Origin of the sequence: Kocuria tytonicola, from assembly GCF_003687175.1 — a bacterium.
In the GTDB taxonomy this organism is placed as follows: domain Bacteria; phylum Actinomycetota; class Actinomycetes; order Actinomycetales; family Micrococcaceae; genus Kocuria; species Kocuria tytonicola.
This window is the reverse complement of sequence record NZ_RDEX01000001.1, coordinates 540,184-561,226: the sequence shown is the minus strand read 5'-3', so window position 1 is coordinate 561,226 and position 21,043 is coordinate 540,184. Positions and strand designations below refer to the sequence as shown.

Annotated in this window: 19 protein-coding genes; 7 read left to right on the top strand and 12 right to left on the bottom strand. The window is 71.0% G+C overall.

The window, feature by feature from the left end:
* Positions 1-57: 57 nt before the first annotated feature.
* The 6 genes from EAE32_RS02500 to EAE32_RS02475 all read right to left on the bottom strand — a co-directional run bounded on the left by EAE32_RS02500 (position 58) and on the right by EAE32_RS02475 (position 5,358).
* Positions 58-1,011 (bottom strand): cytochrome c oxidase assembly protein, encoded by a 954-nt coding sequence (locus EAE32_RS02500; protein ID WP_121864079.1) that lies wholly within the window; start codon positions 1,009-1,011, stop codon positions 58-60.
* Complete coding sequence (locus EAE32_RS02495; RefSeq protein ID WP_121864078.1) at positions 1,008-1,556, bottom strand: DUF2243 domain-containing protein; 549 nt, start codon at positions 1,554-1,556, stop codon at positions 1,008-1,010. Before EAE32_RS02495 ends, EAE32_RS02500 begins: the two co-directional genes overlap by 4 nt.
* Before the next feature lie 311 nt (positions 1,557-1,867).
* Entirely contained in the window at positions 1,868-3,058 is a 1,191-nt protein-coding gene (locus tag EAE32_RS02490) for an acetyl-CoA C-acetyltransferase (RefSeq protein WP_121845774.1), read from the bottom strand.
* Entirely contained in the window at positions 3,055-3,732 is a 678-nt protein-coding gene (locus tag EAE32_RS02485) for a CoA transferase subunit B (protein ID WP_121845775.1), read from the bottom strand. Before EAE32_RS02485 ends, EAE32_RS02490 begins: the two co-directional genes overlap by 4 nt.
* Positions 3,729-4,469, bottom strand: coding sequence for a CoA transferase subunit A (locus EAE32_RS02480; RefSeq protein ID WP_121845776.1), 741 nt, complete (start codon positions 4,467-4,469; stop codon positions 3,729-3,731). Before EAE32_RS02480 ends, EAE32_RS02485 begins: the two co-directional genes overlap by 4 nt.
* A 136-nt stretch (positions 4,470-4,605) precedes the next feature.
* Positions 4,606-5,358: a 3-hydroxybutyrate dehydrogenase gene (locus tag EAE32_RS02475; protein ID WP_121864077.1), complete on the bottom strand. Its 753-nt coding sequence runs from the start codon at positions 5,356-5,358 to the stop codon at positions 4,606-4,608.
* A 226-nt stretch (positions 5,359-5,584) separates the two neighbouring features.
* Here EAE32_RS02475 and EAE32_RS02470 point away from each other — a divergent pair, with 226 nt between their 5' ends.
* The 5 genes from EAE32_RS02470 to EAE32_RS02450 all read left to right on the top strand — a co-directional run bounded on the left by EAE32_RS02470 (position 5,585) and on the right by EAE32_RS02450 (position 11,299).
* Positions 5,585-7,009 carry an MFS transporter gene (locus EAE32_RS02470; RefSeq protein ID WP_121864076.1) on the top strand — a complete coding sequence of 475 codons (1,425 nt, stop codon included), beginning with the start codon at positions 5,585-5,587 and terminating at the stop codon, positions 7,007-7,009.
* Positions 7,010-7,296: 287 nt separating this feature from the next.
* Positions 7,297-8,520 (top strand): thiolase family protein, encoded by a 1,224-nt coding sequence (locus EAE32_RS02465; RefSeq protein WP_121864075.1) that lies wholly within the window; start codon positions 7,297-7,299, stop codon positions 8,518-8,520.
* Between the two features lie 7 nt (positions 8,521-8,527).
* Complete coding sequence (locus EAE32_RS02460; protein WP_243635545.1) at positions 8,528-9,466, top strand: enoyl-CoA hydratase/isomerase family protein; 939 nt, start codon at positions 8,528-8,530, stop codon at positions 9,464-9,466.
* The gene (locus EAE32_RS02455) at positions 9,463-10,329 is read left to right on the top strand and encodes a 3-hydroxyacyl-CoA dehydrogenase family protein (RefSeq protein WP_121846708.1); all 867 of its coding nucleotides are present in this window, start codon (positions 9,463-9,465) and stop codon (positions 10,327-10,329) included. The genes EAE32_RS02460 and EAE32_RS02455 overlap by 4 nt, the downstream gene beginning before the upstream one ends.
* A gap of 172 nt (positions 10,330-10,501) precedes the next feature.
* Positions 10,502-11,299: a hypothetical protein gene (locus tag EAE32_RS02450; protein WP_121864760.1), complete on the top strand. Its 798-nt coding sequence runs from the start codon at positions 10,502-10,504 to the stop codon at positions 11,297-11,299.
* A gap of 38 nt (positions 11,300-11,337) precedes the next feature.
* On the opposite strand, the gene rraA is transcribed toward EAE32_RS02450, so the two are convergent.
* Positions 11,338-11,805: a ribonuclease E activity regulator RraA gene (gene rraA / locus EAE32_RS02445; protein WP_121845805.1), complete on the bottom strand. Its 468-nt coding sequence runs from the start codon at positions 11,803-11,805 to the stop codon at positions 11,338-11,340.
* A gap of 291 nt (positions 11,806-12,096) precedes the next feature.
* The gene (locus EAE32_RS02440; protein WP_121864074.1) at positions 12,097-13,569 is read right to left on the bottom strand and encodes a helix-turn-helix domain-containing protein; all 1,473 of its coding nucleotides are present in this window, start codon (positions 13,567-13,569) and stop codon (positions 12,097-12,099) included.
* A 370-nt stretch (positions 13,570-13,939) separates the two neighbouring features.
* Here EAE32_RS02440 and aceA point away from each other — a divergent pair, with 370 nt between their 5' ends.
* Positions 13,940-15,226 carry an isocitrate lyase gene (aceA, locus tag EAE32_RS02435; protein WP_121845807.1) on the top strand — a complete coding sequence of 429 codons (1,287 nt, stop codon included), beginning with the start codon at positions 13,940-13,942 and terminating at the stop codon, positions 15,224-15,226.
* 305 nt (positions 15,227-15,531) lie between these two features.
* Here aceA and EAE32_RS02430 read toward each other — a convergent pair whose 3' ends face one another.
* Entirely contained in the window at positions 15,532-16,017 is a 486-nt protein-coding gene (locus tag EAE32_RS02430) for a hotdog fold thioesterase (protein ID WP_207803846.1), read from the bottom strand.
* A gap of 303 nt (positions 16,018-16,320) precedes the next feature.
* On the opposite strand from EAE32_RS02430, the gene paaZ reads away from it, so the two are divergent.
* A complete protein-coding gene (gene paaZ / locus EAE32_RS02425; protein ID WP_121864073.1) occupies positions 16,321-18,435 on the top strand; it encodes a phenylacetic acid degradation bifunctional protein PaaZ in 2,115 nt (704 codons plus the stop codon).
* Between the two features lie 82 nt (positions 18,436-18,517).
* On the opposite strand, the gene EAE32_RS02420 is transcribed toward paaZ, so the two are convergent.
* The 3 genes from EAE32_RS02420 to EAE32_RS02410 form a co-directional block, all read right to left on the bottom strand.
* Positions 18,518-18,931, bottom strand: a complete 414-nt coding sequence (locus EAE32_RS02420) for a GNAT family N-acetyltransferase (RefSeq protein WP_121845809.1) — start codon at positions 18,929-18,931, stop codon at positions 18,518-18,520.
* A 37-nt stretch (positions 18,932-18,968) separates the two neighbouring features.
* Entirely contained in the window at positions 18,969-19,607 is a 639-nt protein-coding gene (locus tag EAE32_RS02415; protein WP_121845810.1) for a TetR/AcrR family transcriptional regulator, read from the bottom strand.
* Positions 19,608-19,704: 97 nt separating this feature from the next.
* Positions 19,705-21,042, bottom strand: a complete 1,338-nt coding sequence (locus EAE32_RS02410; protein WP_207803845.1) for a phenylacetate--CoA ligase family protein — start codon at positions 21,040-21,042, stop codon at positions 19,705-19,707.
* Position 21,043 lies beyond the last annotated feature (1 nt).

Sequence of the window (21,043 nt, the reverse complement as noted above, 5' to 3'; positions counted from 1 at the left end):
GGGGGACGGGTCGGGATCGAATGGTGCTGCCCCAGACACTAGCGAACGTGACGTGCGTTACATGCGAGGCGCGCTGGATGCCGTCTTGACCCTCCCGGACGTGCGCGGCGCCGTGGCGTGGTGGTGCCCCAGGAACAGCAGGACGATCAGGGCCACGTCCACCACGTCCCCGCCGTAGTACATGAGCTGGGCTCCGACCCGCACGTCGTCGGCGGGAACCCCCACCGGAGGGTGCGCGTACAGCCACTTGGCCAGCACCGAGTGCGCGGCCATGAAGACCACGAGCACCGCGGCGCGCACCCGGAACGAGGACCTGTGGGGGTCCGGGTCCGGACCGGCAATGGCGGCCGTGAACACGTACCCGGCCAGGAAGATGTGCGCGTGGACCACCGCGTGCCCCAGCGCGGAGGCATGCATCCAGGGGAACAGCCCCGTGGTGTAGAGCAGCCACAGCCCGCCCACGTTGAGCACGGCGGCCACCACGGGGGTCGTGACGAACCGGAGGAGCGGGAACCGCAGCACCCGGGTGACCCGCCGCGCCGCCGCGGTGGACAGCCCGCGCAGCAGCACGCGCACCGGCGCTCCCAGCACCAGCAGCAGCGGGCCGAGCATCCCCACCAGCAGGTGCCCCACCATGTGGGCGGTGAAGCTCGCGTGGCCGGCCTGGGCCACGGGCCCCACGAGTCCCACCCCGGTGCACAGCAGGCCCGCGGAGAAGCTGACCGGTCGCCAGGGGCTCACGCGGCGTCGTCCGCGGCCCGCCCAGAGGGACCAGCCGTATCCGACGGCGCCGGCGGCCAGGAGCAGGAGGACGAGCCACTCGAAGGCCGACCACTCGGCCAGGGGCCAGGGCACCGGCAACCCGGACCCGGCGTGGCCGGACCCGTGGGCACCTCCGTGGTCCCCGGGTCCGGCGGGGTGCGCGTGTCTCGGGCCCGCCGCGAGTGCCTGCAGCGGGGACGCCGGGGGCACGGAAAGGCCCGCGAGCCACACGGCCGAGGCGGGCGTCATGCGCGCGGGTGGGCCCTGCCGCCCCGCCGCATCAGCACGTACCCCAGGAGGATCAGCAGCACCGCCGTGCCGTTCCACACGAGGTCGTAGGGCAGGAGGTCCACGCCGTAGCGGATCTGGTGGATCCCGAGCAGCTTGTGGTCCACGATGCCGTCGAAGAGCTGGAACGCCCCCACGCCCAGAACCACCGCACCCGCCCAGTACGGCCAGTGGACGCCGCCCCGGCGGCGCACGTCCGCGAGCAGGAAGAGCCCCCACACGGTGATGAACCAGCCGAACGCGTGGAAGAACCCGTCCGTCACGAGCGCCACCTCGTGCGTGGAGAGGTCGTAGAAGTGGTGCCACTGCAGGCCCAGGTGGAAGATGAACAGGTCGATCATGGCCGCCGCGATCCCGCAGCCGAACAGGAATCCCGACAGCCCCGCGCGCCTGCGGGTGCGGGCGGCGTCGGCGCCGGACGACGCGTGCGCTGCCGCGTGCTCGCCCGCCGGGGGTCCTGCGGGCGGCGTGGAGTGCGTTGCGGGCGTGGGTTCTGGGTGTGCCATGTCCCCTCCTGGAAGCTGTCCCTACCCGGCCCTCGGGGTTCGGCGCCCGGCCCGTACGAAGCCGAGCGGTGCCGCCCCGTGGGCCGCGTGACGTCATCAGCGTACTGAGCTGTCGAGCAGGGCGCACGGGGCCGCCCCGTTCTCAGCGGAGATGACCTCGGGCCGTGCCGGGGAGCCACGCGGCGGGGCCCGGGGCGCGCCGCGCCGCGCCGGGACACGACGCAGGGGGTGACCCGCCGCTCGGACGGGTCACCCCCTGGGGTGCACAGCGCCGCTGCACCGACCGTGCGGTCGCCGCAGCGGGATCCGCGTCAGCGGCTCAGCAGCAGCGCCTCGCCCTGACCACCGCCGCCGCACAGCGAGACGGCGGCCTTGCCGGATCCCCGCCGGGCGAGCTCCATGGCCGCGTGCAGCGCCAGCCGTGCACCGGAGGCCCCGATGGGGTGGCCCAGGGCAATGGCACCACCGTGGATGTTGACCTTGTCCATGTCCACGCCGAGGTCCCGCACGGACTGCACGGAGACTGCGGCGAACGCCTCGTTGATCTCGATGAAGTCCAGATCCGCCGCGGTCCACTCGGAACGGGACAGGGCGTGCTCGATCGCACGCGACGGCTGGGAGTGCAGGGATGTGTCGGGACCGGCCACCTGCCCCGGCTTGCCCACCACGGCAAGCCAGTCCAGGCCGTGCTCCTCCGCGTAGCCGCGCGTGGTCAGCACGAGGGCCGCGGCGCCGTCGGAGATGGGGCTGGAGTTGCCCGCGGTGATGGTGCCGTCCTTCGTGAAGGCGGCCCGCAGCTTGCCGAGCCCCTCCGCGGTGGACTCCGGGCGCACGCCCTGGTCCTCGGAGACGGTCACCGGGTCACCCTTGCGCTGCGGGATCTCGATCGGCGCGATCTCGTCCGCGAAGACCCCGTCCTGCTGCGCCCTGCCCGCGAGCTGGTGGCTGCGGGCGGCCACCTCGTCCTGCTCCTGGCGCGTGATGGAGCGCTCGGCGTTGCCCGTCTCGGTGAGCTCTCCCATGGGGATCTGCAGCTCCACGTCCACCAGTCCGTCGTGGGCCAGCGAGTCCGCGAGCGTCATGTCCCCGTACGCCTTGCCCTTGCGCGCTCCCAGGGCCAGGTGCGGCGCGTTGGTCATGGACTCCATGCCGCCGGCGACGACGACGTCCGCCTCGCCCGCGCGGATCATGCGGGCTCCCTCGGTCACGGCCACCAGCCCGGACAGGCACACCTTGTTCAAGCTCATGGCGGGGACGTTCAAGGGCAGCCCCGCGGCCACGGCGGCCTGCTTGGCGGGGTTCTGGCCGTTGCCGGCCTGCACCACGTTGCCCATGTAGACGTAGTCCACATCCTCGGGAGCCACCCCGGCACGCTGCAGCGCGTGCTTGATGGCGTGCGCGCCCAGGTCCACGGCGCTCTGCGAGGCCAGTGCCCCCAGCAGCTTGCCCTGCGGGGTGCGGGCCCCGTTGACGATCACGATGTCATTGGCGTTCTCGGTCACTGTTCCTCCTGAACGGGTACGGAATCGGGGGTCACGTCCACCAGTTCCACCCGGTAGTTCGCTTCGGTCTTCTCGGCCACTTCTGCTTCGGTCACGCCCGGGGCCAGGGTGCGCAGCACGAGCCCGGCGTCCTCGACGTCGAACACGCACAGGTCCGTGATGATCCGGTCCACCACCCCCACCCCGGTGAGGGGCAGGTCGCACTCGTGCCGGAGCTTCGGGGAGCCGTCCTTGGCCACGTGCTCGGTGAGCACGAGCACGCGCGGGGTGCCGGCCACGAGGTCCATGGCGCCGCCCATGCCCTTGACCATCTTGCCCGGGATCATCCAGTTGGCCAGGTCCCCCGTCTCGGAGACCTGCATGGCCCCCAGGATCGCCATCTTCACGTGCCCGCCGCGGATCATCCCGAAGGACGTGGCGGAGTCGAAGATCGCGGCCCCCGGCCGCAGCGTGATGGTCTGCTTCCCGGCGTTGATCAGGTCCGGGTCCTCGTCCCCCTCGTACGGGAACGGGCCCATGCCCAGCACACCGTTCTCGGACTGCAGCACCACGCTCACGCCCGGTGGCAGGTTGTTGGCCACGAGCGTGGGGATCCCGATCCCCAGGTTCACGTAGTCGCCGTCCGCCAGTTCCGACGCCGCAATGGCCGCCATCTCGTCCCGCGTCCAGCTCACGACGCCGCTCCTTCACTCTCGCGCGCACCCTGGGTCGCCGGTCGCGGGCGGGTGGTGCGCTGCTCGATCTCCTTGGGCGCCCCCGAGTACCGCACCACGTGCTGAACGTACACGCCGGGGGTCACGATGTGGTCCGGGTCCAGCTCGCCGGGGGCCACGATCTCCTCGACCTCCGCGAACGTGACCCGGCCGGACGCCGCGCACACCGGGTTGAAGTTGCGGGAGGTGCGGCGGTAGACCAGGTTGCCGTCCGTGTCCCCGCGCCAGGCGTGCACGAGCGCCACGTCCGCGACGATCCCGCGCTCCTGGAGGTACGTGCGGCCGTCGAACTCGGCGGTGGGCTTGCCCTCCGCCACGGGGGTGCCCACGCCGGTGGCGGTGTAGAACGCCGGGATCCCGGCACCGCCCGCCCGCAGCCGCTCGGCCAGGGTGCCCTGCGGGGTGAACTCCACCTCCAGCTCGCCCTCCAGGTACTGGCGCGCGAACTCCCTGTTCTCCCCCACGTAGGAGGACACGGCCTTGGCCACCTGCCGGTTCTCGAGCAGCAGCCCCAGCCCCTTGCCGTCCACGCCCATGTTGTTGGAGACCACGGTGAGGTCCTTCACGCCGCTCTCCCGCACGGCCTCGATGAGGTCCCGGGGGACGCCGGACAGCCCGAAGCCTCCCACCGCTATGGTCATGCCGTCCCGCAGGGTCTCGGCAAGGAGCCCCGTGACGTCCTCTCTGACTTTGGACATGGCCGCCCTTCCCGTTGTCTCCACCGTGTGATCTGCCTCTCAGGGTAGAGCAGTTCCCCTCCTGGTCAAAGATGGCGCGGACTCCGCCCGCCCGGCCAGGGGCGGAGGAGACGGTGGACGGGCGGGCGGCGTCGGCTCAGGACGCGGTCCAGCCGCCGTCCATCGTGTACGCCGCGCCGGTGACCATCCCGGCGAAGGGGCCGGCGAGGAAGGCGATCAGCTCTCCCACCTCCTCGGGCTCCACGAGCCGCTTGATGGCGGACTCGGTGAGCATGATCTTCTCGACCACCTCGTCCTCGGGGATGCCGTGGGTGGCCGCCTGGTCCGCGATCTGCTTGTCCACCAGCGGGGTGCGCACGTAGCTGGGGTTCACGCAGTTGCTCGTGACGCCGTGCGGCGCCCCCTCCAGGGCCACGGCCTTGGACAGTCCTTCCAGACCGTGCTTGGCGGCCACGTACGCGGACTTGAACGCGGAGGCCCGCAGTCCGTGCACCGAGGACACGTTGATGATCCGCCCCCACCCCTGCTCGTACATGTGGGGCACGGCGGCCCGGACCAGCAGGAACGGGGACTCCAGCATGAGCGTGAGGATCCGGTGCAGGTCCGCGGGGTCGACGTCCTGAATGGGTGCCACCTTCTGGATCCCCGCGTTGTTCACGAGCACGTCCACGTCCAGGCTCAGCTCCGCGAGGGCGGCGGTGTCCGTGAGGTCCACGGCCCACGCTTCCCCGGACACCTCGGCGGCGAGGCGCGCGGCGGCGTCGTGGTCGATGTCGGCAATGGTCACGTGCGCGCCGTGGGCTGCGAGCGCCCTGACGGCGGCGGCGCCGATGCCGCTCGCGCCGCCCGTCACGAGGGCCTTCCTGCCGGTGAGTGTGGCGTCGGTCATCGGGTGCTCCTTCACGCGGGTACGGCTTCCAGACGGAAGTATGCCCGGATTCCGCGCGCGGCGTGCGAGGTGCGCGCCGCGTAACATATACGATTTTGTACACGACGTGGGTGACGCGGTTCACATGCTCTCGTACACTCCGTACCAGAACGCTCGGTCGGTAAGTCCCCGAGCACCTCGCCACTGGCACCCCACGGACCCTGTCCGACGATCCTGGAGACACCGCATGGCATCCACCACCGCAGCGCCCGCGCAGGGCCACACCATGTCACGAGAAGAGCGCAAGGTCCTTGCGGGCACCCTCGTGGGCACCACCATCGAGTGGTACGACTTCTTCATCTACGCCCAGGCGGCCGCGTTCATCCTGGCCACCCACTTCTTCAAGCCCCTCAGCGCGGACAACCCCCAGCTGGCCCAGATCGTCACGTGGGCCACCCTGGGCATCAGCTTCCTGTTCCGCCCCCTGGGCGCCATCGTGGCCGGGCACATCGGTGACCGGTTCGGCCGCAAGATCACCCTGGTGATGACCCTGTTCGGCATGGGGGTGGCCACCACGCTCATCGGCCTGCTGCCCACCTACGGCCAGATCGGGGTGGCCGCACCCATCCTCCTGATCCTGCTGCGCGTCCTGCAGGGCTTCTCCGCCGGCGGCGAGTGGGGTGGCGCGGCGCTGATGTCCGTGGAGCACGCACCCGTGAACAAGCGCGGCCTGTTCGGTGCCTACCCGCAGATCGGCGTGCCCATCGGCATGCTCATGGCCACCCTGTTCATGTTCACGCTGACCACCACGCTCACCCCGGAGCAGTTCGAGTCCTGGGGCTGGCGCGTCCCGTTCCTGTTCTCCATCGTGCTGATCTTCGTGGGCTGGCTCATCCGCCGTTCCGTGGACGAGTCCCCCGTGTTCCTGGAGATGCAGCAGCGCGCCAAGGAGTCCTCCGCGCCCCTGGGCCAGCTGTTCCGCAAGAACCCCCGCGAGGTGGTCCTCGCGGCCCTGATCTTCGCGGGCAACAACGCCGCGGGCTACCTGGTGATCGCCTTCTTCGCGGCCTACGGCACCAAGGCGCTGCACATGTCCCGCCCGGAGACGCTCATCGCCTCCCTGGTGGGCGGCATCGGGTGGCTGATCTTCACCATGCTGGGCGGGTGGATGTCGGACAGGATCGGGCGCAGGCTGACCTTCCAGATCGGCTACGGCATCATCATCCTGTGGGCCATCCCCATGTGGTGGATGCTCAACACCGCGTCCCTGCCGCTGTTCGCGCTGGCCATCTTCATCCTGACCATGGGCCTGGGGCCCTCCTACGGTCCGCAGTCCGCGATGTACGCGGAGATGTTCCCGGCCCGCGTGCGCTACTCGGGCGTCTCCATCGGCTACGCCCTGGGCTCGATCATCGGCGGCGCGTTCGCCCCCATGATCGCCGAGCTGCTGCTGGGCCGCACGGGCCAGGCCTGGACCATCGGCCTCTACATCTCCCTGCTCTCCCTGGTCTCGTTCGTCGCCGTGTGCTTCGTCAGGAAGTCGGACCAGGGCAAGGACCTGCACGTGGCCGAGGTGCACGAGGAGTACGTGAAGTCCCACCCCGGCGAGATCGTGCCCCCGGTGGCCGGTGAGCCCGAGGACACCGCCCCCACGGGCACCACCCGGCACTGATCCGCACCCCGCACCCCGCGGGCGGCCCGCACGGGGCGGGTGACCCGCACGGGGCGTTCCCCGCTGGGTGATCCGCGGAGAGATGCCCCGCGACGGGGCGAACGCGCACCACGGACGGGCCCGGCATCCACAGCGATGCCGGGCCCGTTCGCCTCCGCACCGGATCCCGGAGCACTCCGCACCCGGCACCCCGCGCCCGGGCGGCACGTCACCAATTGACGTGGCTCACACGATCGGGGAACCTGAGCTTGAACGAACGGTCAGTTATTCCACACGGAGGAGACGCCATGTCCGAGATGCCGCAAGCCTTTCTCGTCGGAGGAGCCCGCACTCCCGTGGGCCGCTACGGAGGGGCCCTGTCCTCGGTGCGCCCGGACGACCTCGCCGCCCTCTGCATCCGCGCCGTCGTGGAGGACTCGGGCATCGACCCGGCACTCGTGGACGAGGTGATCCTGGGCAACGCGAACGGCGCGGGCGAGGAGAACCGCAACGTGGCCCGCATGGCGTGGCTGCTCAACGGCTACCCGGACACCGTTCCCGGCATCACCGTGAACCGGCTGTGCGCCTCGGGCATGTCCGCCATCACGATTGCCTCGCAGATGATCAAGTCCGGCGCGGCGGACATCGTGGTGGCCGGCGGCGTGGAGTCCATGTCCCGCGCCCCGTGGGTCATGGAGAAGCCCGCCACCGCGTTCGCCAAGCCCGGAGAGGTCTACGACACCTCGATCGGCTGGCGGTTCGCCAACCCCGCGTTCGTGGACGGCCCGCTGTCCCGCGACGGCAAGATGACCTACTCCATGCCGGAGACCGCCGAGGAAGTGGCCCGCGTGGACGGCATCTCCCGTGAGGACGCGGACGCGTTCGCCGCCCAGTCCCACGAGAAGGCGCTGGCCGCCATTCGCGCCGGGCACTTCGAGAAGGAGATCGTCCCCGTGGAGGTCAAGGGCCGCAAGGGCGCCGTCACCGTGGTGGACACGGACGAGGGCCCCCGCGAGGGCTCCACCACCGAGGTGCTGGCCAAGCTGCGTCCTGTGGTCAAGGGCGGTTCCGTGGTCACCGCGGGCAACTCGTCCTCGCTCAACGACGGTGCCTCCGCCGTGATCGTGGCCAGCGAGCGCGCCGTGACCAAGTACGGCCTCACCGCCCGTGCCCGTGTGGTGGACGGCACCTCCGCGGGCCTCGCCCCGGAGATCATGGGCCTGGGCCCGGTCCCCGCCTCGGAGAAGGTCCTCGAACGCGCCGGCTGGTCCGTGGGGGACCTCGGCTCCGTAGAGATCAACGAGGCCTTCGCCACCCAGTCCCTCGGTTCCATCCGCCGCCTGGGCCTGGACCCCGAGATCGTGAACCGGGACGGCGGGGCCATCGCCCTGGGCCACCCGCTGGGCTCCTCGGGCTCACGCATCGTCATCACGCTCATGGGCCGCATGGAGCGCGAGCGCGCCGGCAAGGGCCTCGCCACCATGTGCATCGGCGTGGGCCAGGGCGCCGCCCTGCTGATCGAGCGGGTGTGATCCGGCCGTGACGGACACGAGCTCCACCCACGACGACGCCGCACGCGACGCCCGTGCGCACGGCACCCCAGAGGCGTCGGCCCCCCACAACGGGAGCGCCATGAGCGGAGCCTCCACCGGCACCCCCGCAGGGAGCGAACCCCCCGCGCAGGCGACCCCCGAGGGCCGGACCCCCTCGTGGGCCGCGGACTTCGAGGCGCTGCGCGTGAGCGAGCACCCGGACCGCCTGCACGTGGCCCTGGACCGCCCGGAGGTGCGCAACGCGATCGACCAGGTCATGGTGGACGAGCTGCACACCGTGTGCGGGCACCTGGAGCGCGAGCCCAGGATCCTGGTGCTGAGCGGCACCCGCGTGAACGGCAAGGGAATCTTCGCCTCGGGTGCGGACATCGCCCAGCTGCGCGAGCGGCGTCGTGAGGACGCACTGCGCGGGGTGAACTCGCAGATCTTCGACCGGATCGCCAAGCTGCCCATGCCCGTGATCGCAGCACTGGACGGCTACGCCCTGGGCGGCGGAGCGGAGCTCGCGTGGGCGGCGGACTTCCGGATCGGCACCCCCCGCGTGAAGGTGGGGCAACCGGAGGCGGGGCTGGGCATCATCGCCGCGGCCGGCGCTCTGTGGCGGCTCAAGGAGCTCGCCGGGGAGGCCCTGGCCAAGGACATCCTCATGGCGGGTCGCATCCTGTCCGCCCAGGAGGCCCTGGACGCGCGGCTCATCACCGAGATCCACGAGCCGGACGAGCTGCTCGCCGCGGCGGACGCGCTCGCGGACCGGATCGCCGCGCAGGACCCGCTGGCGGTGCGCGTGAGCAAGCGCGTGTTCGCCATGCCCCGTGAGGCCCACCCGCACGTGGACGAGCTCGCGCAGGCCATCCTGTTCGAGTCCCAGGCCAAGTTCGACCGCATGCAGGCGTTCCTGGACTGCAAGAAGGAGTCGAAGAAATGAGCGAGAGCACCGCAGCAACCGTTCCCGGGACCGTGGGGGTGCTGGGCGGCGGGCGCATGGGCGCGGGAATCGCCCACGCGTTCCTGATCTCCGGCGCCCACGTGACCGTGGTGGAGGTGCACGCCCAGGCCGCCGAAGCCGCGAAGGAGCGCGTGGAGTCGGACCTCGCCAAGTCACTGGAGCGCGGGAAGATCGACGGCAACCTGGACGTGTGGACCGAGAACTTCGCGGTCAGCGTGGACTACACGGACTTCGCGGACTGCGAGCTGGTGGTCGAGGCCGTCCCGGAGATCTGGGACCTGAAGGTCTCGTCCCTGCAGAACGTGGAGGCCAACCTGCGCGAGGACGCGTGGCTCGCCTCGAACACGTCCTCGCTGTCCATCGACGGTCTCGCCGCCGAGCTGCAGCGCCCCGAACGGTTCTGCGGCATGCACTTCTTCAACCCGGTGCCCGCCTCCCAGCTCGTGGAGATCGTGGTGGGCGAGCGGACCGGCCAGCAGCTGCAGGACCTCACCCAGCAGTGGGTCGCGGGGATCGGCAAGACCCCGGTGACGGTCAAGGACGCACCCGGTTTCGCGTCCTCCCGCCTGGGCGTGGCGCTGGGCCTCGAGGCCATCCGCATGGTCGAGGAGGGAGTGGCGTCCGCCGAGGACATCGACAACGCCATGGTCCTCGGCTACAAGCACCCCGTGGGCCCGCTCGCGCTCACGGACATCGTGGGCCTGGACGTGCGCCTGGGCATCGCGGAGTACCTGGAGAAGGAGCTCGGCCCCCGCTTCGCTCCCCCGCAGCTCATGCGGGACATGGTGGAGCGCGGAGAGCTCGGCAAGAAGTCCGGCAAGGGCTTCTACGACTACTCCTGAGTGTCCCTCCTGGCCAGACCAGGAAAGCACGGCTGCGACCCGCTCCCCGGCACCCCCGGGCGGCGGGTCGCCCCACATCACGATTCGGTCACGCCTGATTGCAGTAGCAAAGACGGGTGGGCAGGGTGGGGGGTGTTGGCAGTCACACGGAACCACCCGAGAGGTGATCACGATGAACACCACCCAGCACACCCTCAAGACTCTTGCCGCCGTCGCAGTGGCCGCCCCGCTCCTCGTGGGCTGCGGGCAGGGCGGGCAGTCCGCCGAGGCGAGCACGCCGGCCACGTCGGGCGTCACGAGCGCGGCGGCGTCGTCCGCGCGGGCTCAGAGCCAGGCGGCACCCACGGCGGGCACCACCACCCCCGCCGCAGCCCCGGACGGCACCGCCACCGGCACCCCGTCCACCTCCCCGGGCGGCACGGGAGCCCCCGGAGCAGCCCTGCCCGCCGTGGATGACCCGTGCGCGGGGACCTGCACGGAGACGGTCCGCGTGCCGGTGAGGCACCCGACGTACGGGGCCATGGAGATCGTGGCCTACGAACGGGTCACCCAGCCGGACACCGCGCCCCAGGGCAAGCAGCCCAGCTACGCCGTGTACCAGGCCGGCAAGGCGGTGGGCTACGTGGCCTCCCCGCCCGAGAACCACGTGGTCTCGTTCGGCCCCGGCCCCGTGCTCGGCGACCAGACGTGGGAGGTGGCCGACGAGCCGAGGGACAGGTACGGCAACGTCTACCTGTCCGACGGCAGCGGTGTCACCGTCATCACCCCCTCCGCCGAGGGCTACGACTCGCACGGCACCATGCCCAACGTCAACCTCGTGCCCGACTACCCGTTCCAGCGCGCCGGGCTGAAGATCGACGCCGCCGGCGAACCCACGGTGGTGGTGCGCCAGGTGGACGAGAAGGGCACGGAGACGGGCAAGACCGTGAACTGGAGGTGGGAGGGCGGGAAGTTCGTGGCGCAGAAGTAGCCCGCCCCGGGCGCCCGGCCCGCCCCGGGACGGGGCGCTCAGCGCTCCACGAGGATCCCGTCCTCGTCCGCCCACAGGGTCTTGCCGGGGCGGAAGACCACACCGCCGAAGGTGACGACCACGTCCGTCTCGCCGTAGTCGTTGGGCGAGGACTTGCGGGGGTTGGTGCCCAGCGCCTTCACGCCGATCTCCAGCGTGCCGAGCTCCACGCGGTCCCGCACCGGGGCGTTGATCACGAGCCCGGCCCAGCCGTTCTCCATGGCGGTGCGGGCCACGTTGTCACCCAGTAGCGCGCAGTTCATGGAGCCCTGCCCGTCCACCACGAGCACCGCACCGTCCCCCGGGGTGGCCACGAGCTTCTTGACGTCCACGTTGGACTCGAAGCAGCGCACCGTGCGGATGGGCCCGGTGAAGCGGTGGACGCCGCCCACGGAGATGAACTGGGTGGTCACGGACTGCAGCTCGTCGCCGCGCTCGTCGTAGAGCTCGCACGTGGAGATGGTCATGGGTATGTCCTTTCGTCGTCCGGCCGGAGGCCGGGAGGGTTCCGTGGTGCCCGGAACCGGGATGGGTGCGGAGAGCGTCCGGTGCGGGCGAGGACGCAGGCAACGCCGGAGCCCTCCGCGGACCACCGCGCGCCGAACCCCGCGACGGTCTGCGCCACCGGCCACGATGCACGGCACGGGGACGCACGTTCAGGAACGGGCCGTGCGGCGTCGTCGTGGGGTGCCGCACCCCGCCGGGAACGGCGATCCGCCGCGATGCCGGGCTACGCGGCAGTAGGAACGTGATGGACGTTACGCGAGGTCCCCGTCCAGTTCAACGGTGGGCGCGTGGCGCTGCAGGAAGCGGAAGACCTCGGTCTCGTCCACCCCGGGGAACGCCCCGGCGGGCATGGCCGCGAGCATGTGCGTGGCGGGGCGGGCCGAGGGCCAGGCCTGCCCGTCCCACTGCTCGGCGAGCGCCGGGGAGGGCTGCTGGCAGCACGCGGGGTCCGGGCACGTGGAGGTGCGCCGGTAGGAGGTGGCGCGGCCGCGGAACCACTTGACGTGCTCGTAGGGCACGCCGAAGGAGATGGAGAACTCGCCGTGCTCGGAGCCCTCCACACGCGCCGAGCACCAGAACGTGCCGTGCGGGGTGTCCGTGTACTGGAAGTGGGAGAGCAGCCGGTTGGTGCCGGAGAACGCCTGGCGCGCGGAGAAGAACCGGCACGCCCGCTGGCCCTCCACCGCGCCGCTGTGGTCCGTGGGGAAGTGCAGGCCGTCGTTCTGCCAGGCCTTGTGGATGATCCCGGAGGAGTGCACCTTCTCGAAGTGCGTGGGGATGTCGAAGTGGTGGGTCATCAGGTTGGTCATCCGGTGCGCGGCCGTCTCGTGGGACACCGCGAACGCGTCCCGGAGGTCGTCCACGGACAGCTCGCGCTGGGACTTGGCGCGCGCCAGCAGGTCCACCGCGGAGGTCTCGGGGATCATCAGCGCCGCCGCGAAGTAGTTGGTCTCCACGCGCTGCTCCAGGAACTCGCCGTAGTTCGCGGGCCGGCGGTGCTCCAGCAGGTGGTGGCCCACGGCCTGCAGCAGCACGGACCACGGCGATCCCGCCCCCGCGCTGGAGGGCAGGTAGAACCGGCGGTTGCGCAGGTCCGTCACGGAGCGCGTGGAGTGCGGAAGGTCCGGGACCTGGTGGATCTCGAAGCCCACGTGCTCCACGAGCCGGGAGATGTGGTGCTCGGACAGCGGACCGCCCGTGTGCTGGATGGCCGTGAGCAGCTCCGCGGCCATGGTCTCGATCCGCTCGAAGTAGTTGTTGACCCCCTGCATGCGCGCGCGCAGCTGGGTGTTGGCGCGCCGGGCCTCCTCCGGGGTGGCGGCCTGCTCCTCGAGCCGCTGGCCGAGCTGCTGCTGCAGGGCCGCGAGCGCCTCCAGCGTCTCGGTGCTCATCCCCGGGCCCACGCGCACCGTGGGCAGCCCGAGGGCCGCGTACATGGGCCCGCGCTGCACGCGCTCCACCTGGATCTCCAGCTCCATACGGCGTGACGGCGCCTTGGACCCCAGCAGCTGCTCCACACCCATGTCCAGGGCACCGGCCAGGGCGGAGAGGGTGCTCAGCTTCGGCTCCCGCTTGCCGTTCTCGATCAGGGACAGCGCGGAGGGCGCCATCCCCACCGTGCGTGCGAGCTCCTCCAGCGTGATCCGCAGCCGCTTGCGCCGGTACCGGATGCGCCGTCCCAGCACGATCGGGTCGGTGGGGTCCCCCGCCTCGTCCTCGGGCACGGCGGATCCGGTGCGGCTCTGCGCGGCGGCCGCGGACCGTGCCCCACGACCACCGGACGACGACGCCGCCGCGCCACCGGGTGCCCCGCGGCCCGCCCCGCGGCCCGCTCCGGGGGCCGCCCCGCCCGGGGCGTGAGCGGCGGCGGACGGGGTGGGAGCGGCGTCGGGGGTGCGACGGCGCCTGCGGGGGCCTGTGGTGGGGGTCATAGGCCGAGTTTAGGACGATTTTTCTCATACGTGAAGAAAGTCATTTCTTCACACGGAAAACCCCTATGCGGGGATGCAGATCCCGGCAAAAGTAGAACTCATCAAGTTACCCGTGCGGAGCTTTCCCCGAGTCCGCCGGCTCGACCGATCGAAGGAGACCGAGATGAGCAACGACAGCAGCAACCTCCGCAGCGCCGCCGAACTGGCCCGTGACTGGGAGGAGAACCCCCGCTGGGCGGGCGTGACCCGTGACTACTCACCCGAGGAGGTCCTGCGTCTGCAGGGCTCGTTTCGAGAAGAGCACACCAACGCCCGGCGCGGCGCGGAACGACTCTGGCACCTGCTCAACTCGGAGGATTACATCAATGCTCTGGGCGCTCTGACCGGCAACCAGGCGGTTCAGCAGGTCAAGGCCGGTCTCAAGGCCATCTACCTCTCCGGCTGGCAGGTGGCCGGTGACGCCAACCTGGCGGGCCAGACCTACCCGGACCAGTCCCTGTACCCCGCGAACTCCGTCCCCCAGGTGGTGCGCCGGATCAACAACGCGCTCAAGCGCGCGGACCAGATCGAGCACGCCGAGGACGTCCACACCGTGGAGAACTGGATGGCGCCGATCGTCGCGGACGCGGAGGCCGGCTTCGGCGGACCGCTCAACGCGTTCGAGCTCATGAAGTCCATGATCGACGCCGGTGCGGCCGGTGTGCACTGGGAGGACCAGCTGGCCTCCGAGAAGAAGTGCGGCCACCTGGGCGGCAAGGTGCTGATCCCCACCCAGCAGCACGTGCGCACGCTCAACGCGGCCCGCCTCGCGGCGGACGTGGAGGACGTCCCCAGCATCATCATCGCCCGCACGGACGCCGAGGCGGCCACGCTGATCACCTCGGACGTGGACGAGCAGGACGCCGAGTTCATCACCGGCGAGCGCACCGCGGAGGGCTTCTACAAGGTCCGCAACGGCATCGAGCCCTGCATCGCCCGCGCCAAGGCGTACGCTCCGTACTCGGACCTCATCTGGATGGAGACCGGCACGCCGGACCTGGAGCTGGCCCGCAAGTTCGCGGAGGCCGTCCACGAGGAGTTCCCGGACCAGATGCTGGCGTACAACTGCTCGCCGTCCTTCAACTGGAAGAAGCACCTGGACGACGACACCATCGCCAAGTTCCAGCGCGAGCTCGCCGCCATGGGCTTCCGCTTCCAGTTCATCACCCTGGCGGGCTTCCACGCCCTGAACTACTCCATGTTCGACCTGGCCCACGGCTACGCCCGCAACCAGATGAGCGCGTACGTGGAGCTGCAGGAGCGCGAGTTCGCCGCCGAGGAGCGCGGGTACACCGCCACCAAGCACCAGCGCGAGGTGGGCACCGGCTACTTCGACCTGGTCTCCCAGGTGGTCAACCCCAACTCCTCGACCATCGCGCTCAAGGGCTCCACCGAGAGCGCCCAGTTCTGATCCGCACCGCGGTCACGAACTGACCCCGAACCCGTGGGGGTCGCGGCACGGTCACTGGGGCCGGTGACTCCGCGACCGCGACCCCCGCGTTCACGTCGTCCGGTGGAGGGGCTCCTCAGCCCTCCCACGGACGCAGAACCGCCCCGGCACCGCTCTCCAGCGGCGCCGGGGCGGTTCTGTGCCACCCGCCCGGCGCGTCCGGGCCCACCAGTCCGGCCGAGCCCACCGGTCCGTCCGGGCCCGGCGGCCCCGGGGAGCCCGCCGTGTCCCGCCCCGGTGAGGGAGCGGGCCCCGGCGGGGCCGCGTCACTCGCCCGGCGCGTCCTTGAGGTAGTTGGTGATCCGCACCGTGCACAGGCGGCGGCCGGTGTCGATGTGCGTGATGACCACCTCGTGGCTGGTCATGGTGCGGCCCAGCCGGATGGCGGTGGCCACGCCGCGCACCCGCCCGCTCGTGGCGGAGGCGTGGTGGGTGGCATTGATGTCCGTCCCCACGGCCACCTTGCCCATGGTGGAGCCGTGGATCACCGCGGCCCAGGACCCCAGCATCTCCCCCAGCGCCACGGACGCGCCGCCGTGCAGCAGACCCAGCGACTGCCGGTTGCCCTCCACGGGCATGGTGGCCACGATCCGCTCGGCGGACTGCTCCTCCACCTCCACACCCATCTTGCGGTCCAGCTCGCCCAGCTCGATGTTCCAGGGATCGAACGCCCTCCCCTCCTGCTCATCCGGCGACGCCGCGCGCCGTCCGTTCTCCACGCGTGCGTCCGCGGGGGTCGGGTCCTCGTGCATGGTCTGCTCCTTCGTTCCGTGTCTCTCGTCGTTGTCGAGCCGTTGCCGTTCCCGGCCTCCGCGCCGCCACGGGCGCTCCGTGGCCGCCACAGCTGCGCGGGTGCCGCCGACGGGGCCGTTCTCCCGCGAGCTCGCAGGGCGGGCGACGCCGCTCGGGTGCGTTCCGCACGGCAGGCCGCCGGGCGGCGTCGTGGGCCGGATGCCCGGGTGACGGCCATGGTGCCCCTGTGTGACCTAGGTTATCCTGGGGTCAATACTGACCGATCGTTCGGCTTGAGGCCGCGACCGTCCGGAGGACCCCGCGTGAGCACCCAGAACCAGGCATCCGAAACCCAGCAGCCGCAGCTCCTGCCCAGCTTCGTGAAGGGGCAGTGGTGGCGCCCGGAGGACCCGCAGAAGGTCGCGGAGGTGCGCGATGCCGCCACCGGGGAGCTCGTGGCCCGCGTGTGCGCGGACGGGATCGACACCGCCGGGGCCGTGGAGCACGCGCGCACCGTGGGGCAGGCGTCCCTGGGAACCCTGCGGATCCACGACCGTGCGCTGATCCTCAAGCAGCTCGCCCAGTACCTCGGGGAGCACAAGGAGGAGCTGTACGAGCTCTCCTACGCGACCGGTTCCACCGCCAAGGACCACCTGATCGACGTGGACGGCGGCATCGGCACCCTGTTCACCTTCTCCTCGAAGGGCCGCCGCGAACTGCCCAACGCGAACGTGATCGTGGACGGGCCCGTGGAGCAGCTCTCCCGGAACGGCTCCTTCCTGGGCGAGCACGTGTACACGCGGCTGCCGGGCGTGGCCGTGCAGATCAACGCGTTCAACTTCCCCGTGTGGGGCATGCTCGAGAAGTTCGCGCCCGCGTTCATTGCAGGGGTGCCCACCATCGTGAAGCCCGCGACCCCCACCGGGTACGTGACCGAGGCGTGCGTGCGGCTCATGCTGGACTCCGGCCTGCTGCCCGAGGGCTCCCTGCAGCTGATCTCCGGCTCCGCCCGGGACCTGCTGGACCACCTGGACGCCCGTGACCACGTGGCGTTCACCGGTTCCGCGGCCACCGCCCAGTCCCTGCGGGCGCACTCGAACGTCCAGGAGAAGGGTGTGCGGTTCACCGCGGAGACGGACTCCCTCAACGCCGCGATCATGGCGCCGGACGTCACCGAGGGCTCCCCCGAGTTCGAGGCGTTCGTGAAGTCCGTGGTCCTGGAGATCACCGCCAAGGCCGGGCAGAAGTGCACCGCCGTCCGCCGCGTGATCGTGCCCCAGCAGATGCGGGGGGCCGTGGTCGAGGCGCTCAAGGAGCGTGTGGCCGCGCGCGCCGTCGTGGGCGATCCCCGCGACGCCGCCACCACCGTGGGCCCCCTGGCGTCCGAGGACCAGTACTTCGAGGTGCTGCGTTCGGTGCGCACCTTGATCGACGCAGGGGCCCGTGTGGAGGTGGGTGGGCCCGAGGAGCTCTCCGCCGTGCCCCAGAACGGCGCGTTCTTCCCCGTCACCGTGCTCTCGTTCGACGACGCCCGCACCCCCGCCGTGCACGAGGTCGAGGCGTTCGGCCCGGTCACCTCCGTGCTCGGCTACTCGGGCGACGTTGCGGACGCCGTGGAGATCGCCGCGCTGGGCGGCGGCTCCCTGGTGGCCACCGTGTGCACCCACTCCCCCGAGCTCGCGGCGCAGTTCGCGTCCGGAATCGGCGCGTACCACGGCCGCGTGCTGTTCCTGGACCGCGACGACGCCAAGACCTCCACGGGCCACGGCTCCCCCGTGCCGCATCTGGTGCACGGCGGCCCCGGCCGCGCCGGAGGCGGCGAGGAGCTGGGCGGCGTGCGCGCCGTGAAGCACTACATGCAGCGCACCGCCGTGCAGGGCTCCCCGGACCTGCTGACCGGGATCACCGGCCAGTGGCACTGGGGCGCGGCCGCCAACACCGTGACCCGCGAGGACGTCGAGAACGGCACGGGCGAGCACCCCTTCCGGAAGTCGTTGCAGACCCTGCGGATCGGGGACCAGTTCGTCTCGGACCTGCGCACCGTGACGCTCGAGGACATCCTGGAGTTCGCGGAGAAGACCGGGGACACGTTCTACGCGCACACGGACGAGGAGGCCGCCACGGCCAACCCGTTCTTCCCGCGCCGGGTGGCCCACGGCTACCTGCTGGTCTCGTGGGCCGCCGGGCTGTTCGTGGAGCCCGCCCCGGGGCCCGTGCTCGCCAACTACGGGCTGGAGAACCTGCGCTTCATCACCCCGGTGACCTACGACGACGCGATCCGCGTGACCCTCACCGCCAAGAAGATCACCCCGCGCGTCACGGACGAGTACGGAGAGGTGGCGTGGGACGCCCGCCTGACCAACCAGAACGACGAGATCGTGGCCACCTACGACGTCCTCACCCTGGTGGCCAAGCAGTGGCCCACACCGGAGGTGTGAGCGGACGCCGAGCAGGACCGTCCGCAGCGACCTCGACAGCACGGAAGCCCCACGACATCGCGTCGCGGGGCCTCCGCCACCATCACCGCATGATCGCCAGCGTGGTGCCGCCCAGGTCCGGGGTGGGGCGGAAGCCCAGGGAGCGGTAGAGCTTCACCACGTGGCGGTTCCAGTCGGCGTCGTCCGTGGAGATGTAGATCTGGCGGATGTGGGACGTCTCGGCCAGCACCTCGGTGAGCAGCGCGCGGCCGATGCCACGTCGCTGGTGCGCCGGGTCCACCAGGAGATCCTGGATATAGGCCGCCGTGGCGCCGTCGCCCACCACGCGCGCCAGCCCCACGAGCTGGCCCGCGGCCCACGCGGAGAGCACCAGCCACGCATTCTCGATCATCGGCCCGAAGTCCTCCGGGCGCCGTGTGTAGGAGCTCCACCCCACGGCGTCGTACAGGCGGATCAGCGCGGCCCGGTCGAGGGTGCGGGTAGGTGAGATGTCCATGGGCACACCCTAGGCGGGTGCGCGGGCACGGCTCCGGCTACGCGCGCAGGCCCGCGAAGACCATGGTCACCACGGTGTCCGCGAGCTGGTCCACCGTGCCGGAACGCCCGGGCTGGTACCAGTCCACGATGGAGTTGACCATGCCCAGCATGAGGCGCGGCGCGGACTTCCCGGAGATGTCCGTGCGCAGCTCGCCACGCTCCTGCGCCTGGCGCACCAGGTCCTCCACGGTGTGGGTCAGGTGGCGACGCCGCTGCAGCGCCGCCTCCTCGACCTCCGAGTTCCCGCGCAGCCGCAGCAGCAGCGTCACGTACGGCATCTGCGCCACGAGCACCCGCACGGAGCCGTCCAGGATCTGCTCGAGCTTGTTCACCGGCCCGCTGCCGTTCGCGAGCACCTCCGAGAACACCGCTTCCAGCGCGTCCAGCGCGCGGTCCAGGGCCTGGCCCAGGATGGCCTCCTTGGACTCCACGTGGTGGTAGATCGCGGACTTCGAGATCCCCAGGTGCCTGGAGAGCGTGCCCATGGACGTGGCGTCGTAGCCGTAGCGGTTGAAGACCTCCACGCACACCGACAGCAGGGTCTCGCGGTCGTAGCCGGGACGGCCGCGCCGGGGTGCGGCAGCGGCGTCGTCGGCGGGGGCGTCGTCGGGGAGGAACTGCTGCTCGGTGGGCATGGACGCGGGCCTCGATCTTCCGGGGGGACGGGGTCTCCAGGCTACCGGCTCGTCACCTGGGCCCGTCCCCGCGGAGGACCGGGTGCCGCGCGGGACACTACTTGTCGCGGCGGTCGTACACGCGGCGCAGCTTGCCGGAGGAGCGCTCCAGGGTGCCGGGCTCGGCGATGTCGATCGCGGCACTGGAGCCGATCTTCGTCTTGATCTCGTGCTGCAGCCGGCGCCCGCCCTCCTGGGCGTCCTCCACCGTGGCGTCCTCGCGGCGCTCGATGTGGATGGTCATCTGGTCCATGCGGTTCGGCCGGGTGATCTCCAGCGTGAAGTGCGGGGACAGAGCCGGGATCTTCAGCGCGAGCTCCTCGATCTGCGAGGGGAACAGGTTCACGCCGCGCAGGATGATCATGTCGTCCGAGCGCCCCGTGATGCGGCCCATGCGCCGGTGACCGGGGCGGGCGGTGCCGGGCAGCAGCCGGGTGAGGTCGTGCGTGCGGTAGCGGATGATCGGCAGCGCCTGCTTGGTCAACGCGGTGAACACCAGCTCACCGGGGCGTCCGGTGGGCAGCACGGTGTCGTCGAAGGGGTCGATGATCTCCGGGCGGAAGTGGTCCTCCCAGATGTGCGAGCCGTCCTTCGACTCGCAGGACTCGCCGGCCACACCGGGGCCCATGACCTCGGACAATCCGTAGATGTCGCACGCGGTGATGTTGAACGTCTTCTCGATCTCGTGGCGCATCTCCTCCGTCCACGGCTCGGCCCCCAGCACGGCGTGCTTCAAGGAGGTCTCGCGCGGGTCCAGACCGAGTTTGCGGAACCCGTCCGCAATGGTCAGCAGGTAGGTGGGCGTGGAGAGGATGGCCTGCGGCTCGAAGTCGCGGATCAGCTGGACCTGCTTCTCGGTCTGCCCGCCGGACATGGGGATCACGGCGCACTTGAGCCGCTCGGCACCGTAGTGTGCACCCAGGCCGCCGGTGAACAGTCCGTAGCCGTACGCGTTGTGCACCTTGTCCCCCGGGGCGATCCCGGAGAGCCGGAAGCAGCGGGCCACCAGGGTGCCCCACGTCTGCAGGTCCTCCTCCGTGTACGCCACCACGGTGGGCTGGCCGGTGGTGCCCGACGACGCGTGGATCCGCCGGACCTCGGACATCGGCGTGGCCAGGGACTTGAACGGGTACGCCTTCCGCAGGAACTCCTTGTCCGTGTACGGGAACGTGGCGAGGTCCTCGAGCTCGTGGAAGTCGTCCGGGTGCACCCCGTGCTCATCGAAGAGCTCCTTGTAGGCGGTGACGTTCTCGTACGCGTAGTGCAGGGTCCAGTTCAGCCGCTCGGTCTGCAGCGCCTCGATCTGGTCCCGGCTCATCAGCTCCTCGGGATCCGGCTGCGATGGGTCCTGCGAGTCCACGGGGCGGTACGGGTTGGGCACGGAGCAGGTGGTCATG

Excerpts from the sequence above, each read along its gene's own strand:
- EAE32_RS02470 (WP_121864076.1), top strand. The coding sequence starts at position 5,585 with ATGGCATCCACCACCGCAGCGCCCGCGCAGGGCCACACCATGTCACGA.
- EAE32_RS02500 (WP_121864079.1), bottom strand. The coding sequence starts at position 1,011 with ATGACGCCCGCCTCGGCCGTGTGGCTCGCGGGCCTTTCCGTGCCCCCG.
- EAE32_RS02465 (WP_121864075.1), top strand. The coding sequence starts at position 7,297 with ATGTCCGAGATGCCGCAAGCCTTTCTCGTCGGAGGAGCCCGCACTCCC.
- rraA (WP_121845805.1), bottom strand. The coding sequence starts at position 11,805 with ATGACCATCTCCACGTGCGAGCTCTACGACGAGCGCGGCGACGAGCTG.
- EAE32_RS02410 (WP_207803845.1), bottom strand. The coding sequence starts at position 21,042 with ATGACCACCTGCTCCGTGCCCAACCCGTACCGCCCCGTGGACTCGCAG.
- EAE32_RS02455 (WP_121846708.1), top strand. The coding sequence starts at position 9,463 with ATGAGCGAGAGCACCGCAGCAACCGTTCCCGGGACCGTGGGGGTGCTG.
- EAE32_RS02450 (WP_121864760.1), top strand. The coding sequence starts at position 10,502 with ATGAACACCACCCAGCACACCCTCAAGACTCTTGCCGCCGTCGCAGTG.
- EAE32_RS02475 (WP_121864077.1), bottom strand. The coding sequence starts at position 5,358 with ATGACCGACGCCACACTCACCGGCAGGAAGGCCCTCGTGACGGGCGGC.
- EAE32_RS02495 (WP_121864078.1), bottom strand. The coding sequence starts at position 1,556 with ATGGCACACCCAGAACCCACGCCCGCAACGCACTCCACGCCGCCCGCA.
- aceA (WP_121845807.1), top strand. The coding sequence starts at position 13,940 with ATGAGCAACGACAGCAGCAACCTCCGCAGCGCCGCCGAACTGGCCCGT.
- EAE32_RS02480 (WP_121845776.1), bottom strand. The coding sequence starts at position 4,469 with ATGTCCAAAGTCAGAGAGGACGTCACGGGGCTCCTTGCCGAGACCCTG.
- EAE32_RS02420 (WP_121845809.1), bottom strand. The coding sequence starts at position 18,931 with ATGGACATCTCACCTACCCGCACCCTCGACCGGGCCGCGCTGATCCGC.
- EAE32_RS02415 (WP_121845810.1), bottom strand. The coding sequence starts at position 19,607 with ATGCCCACCGAGCAGCAGTTCCTCCCCGACGACGCCCCCGCCGACGAC.
- EAE32_RS02430 (WP_207803846.1), bottom strand. The coding sequence starts at position 16,017 with ATGCACGAGGACCCGACCCCCGCGGACGCACGCGTGGAGAACGGACGG.